Annotated in this window: 2 protein-coding genes; one reads left to right on the top strand and one right to left on the bottom strand. The window is 73.4% G+C overall.

Annotation, left to right across the window (positions count from 1 at the left end):
* Positions 1-788: hypothetical protein (locus E1300_RS54450; protein WP_207400460.1), on the top strand; the 788-nt coding region annotated here is incomplete at its 5' end.
* Between the two features lie 55 nt (positions 789-843).
* On the opposite strand, the gene E1300_RS49360 is transcribed toward E1300_RS54450, so the two are convergent.
* On the bottom strand, positions 844-1,928 hold a 1,085-nt coding region (locus E1300_RS49360; RefSeq protein WP_165503365.1), incomplete at its 5' end, for an AAA family ATPase.

The following is a 1,928-nucleotide window of genomic DNA, read 5'->3' as shown; positions in this document are numbered from 1 at the left end:
CCGAGATCTACACTCTTTCCCTACACGACGCTCTTCCGATCTCGGGCGCGCGGACCGGTTCCGGCGTGGCGGGCGACCCCGGTGGCACGCCCGGCGGCCGTCCCTCGGACTCGGGGTCCCACGCCCGGCACCGCAAGGCGTCCGAGAAGGGCTCCGGGCGCAGGCGGCCGGTGTCGCTCCTCGTCGCGGCCCCGGCGTTCATCACGATCGCGGTGGTGGCCGCCGCGCTGTTCGGCGTGGGCGGCGGCGGGTCCGGGCACGGCAGGGCGGCGAAGCCGTCCGGCGCGTCCACCAGGGTTCCGCCGCCGCGCCCCGGCTGGTACACGGTGATGCCGATCCCGGTGACCGACGGGAAGCAGTCCGGCGACTGCCTGTCGGTCCTGCTGGACGACGATCTCGAATCGCGGCTCGCGCAGGAGCGGTGCCGGGCGGACGACAAGCTCCAGCGGATCCAGCTCGCCGCCGCCCCGGGCGCCGCGCAGGCGTACCAGATCAAGGCGCGGACGAAGGACGACGACCTGTGGTGCGTGACGCTGGACGCCACGGAGGAGCGGGCCGCCCTGCACCTGAAGGAGTGCGCGGACGATCCGCTGCAACGGTTCGGGGTGGAGTCCACCGGAAGGTCGATCAAGGCGGGCCGGCTCTACCGCATCGCCCCGCAGGCGACCCGCGACCAGGACATGTGCGTCGGCGTCGACATCGGCGTGACGGGCGGCGTGCACGCCATCCACACCCCGTGCGACCGCGCGGGGATCGGCTACCTGTTCACGCCCGCCTCCGCGCCCTAGGACCGCCCGCGCTGACACAACTCTGCCCGGACGGGCCGCGGACGCCGGGCGGCGGTCAGACGTGCTCGCGGAGCCGCTGGCTGACGACCTGCGTGACGCCGTCGCCGCGCATGCTGACGCCGTAGAGCGCGTCGGCGCCCTCCATCGTGCGCTTCTGGTGGGTGATGATGATGAGCTGGGACGACTCGCGCAGCTCCTCGAACACGGTGATCAGCCGCTGGGTGTTGGTGTCGTCCAGCGCGGCCTCGACCTCGTCGAGCACGTAGAACGGCGACGGGCGGGCCTTGAAGACCGCGACGAGGAACGCGATCGCGACCAGCGACCGCTCGCCGCCCGACAGCAGCGACAGCCGCTTGACCTTCTTGCCCGGCGGCCGGGCGGCGACCTCGACGCCGGTGGCGAGCATGTCATCGGGCTCGGTGAGCGACAGGCTGCCCTCACCGCCGGGGAACAGCCGCGCGAAGATCCGCTCGAACTCGCGGGCGGTGTCGTCGTAGGCGGCGGCGAACACCTCCTGGACCCGCTCGTCCACCTCCTTGACGAGGCCGAGCAGCTCCCGCTGGGTCTTCTTCAGGTCCTCCAGCTGCGAGGTGAGGAAGGCGTGCCGCTCCTCCAGCGCCGCGAACTCCTCCAGCGCGAGCGGGTTCACCTTGCCGAGCTGGTTGAGCTGGCGCTCGGCGGCCTTGGCGCGCTTCTCCTGGACGGCGCGGTCGTACGGGACGGGCCGCGCGTCCTCGGCGGCGTCGGGGCCGGGCGGGACGGGCTGCTCCGGCCCGTACTCCGACACCAGCGACTCGACCTCCAGGCCGAACTCCTCCAGCGCGCGCTGTTCGAGCTGCTCCAGCCGGAGCCGCTGCTCGGCGCGGGCGACCTCGTTGCCGTGCACGACGTTCACGAGGCGCTCCAGCGTGCCGGACAGCTCGCGGACCTGGCCGCGGACGACCCTCAGCTCGGCCTCGCGGGCGGACCGCGCCTGCTCGGCGGCCTCCCGCTGCCGGACCGCGGCGGCGAGGGACGACTCGATCCGCTCCAGCGTCACGCGGGCGCCCGCTCCCCCGTGGAACGGGTCGAGCGCGAGGACGACGGTCCCGACGGTGAACACGGCGAAGCCCGCGTTGTACATCCGGACCCGCCCGAACA

Origin of the sequence: Actinomadura fibrosa, assembly GCF_900659615.1 — a bacterium.
GTDB classification, from domain to species: domain Bacteria; phylum Actinomycetota; class Actinomycetes; order Streptosporangiales; family Streptosporangiaceae; genus Spirillospora; species Spirillospora fibrosa.
Note: the sequence above shows the minus strand (reverse complement) of the source record. Positions and strands in the feature narration are given on the sequence as shown.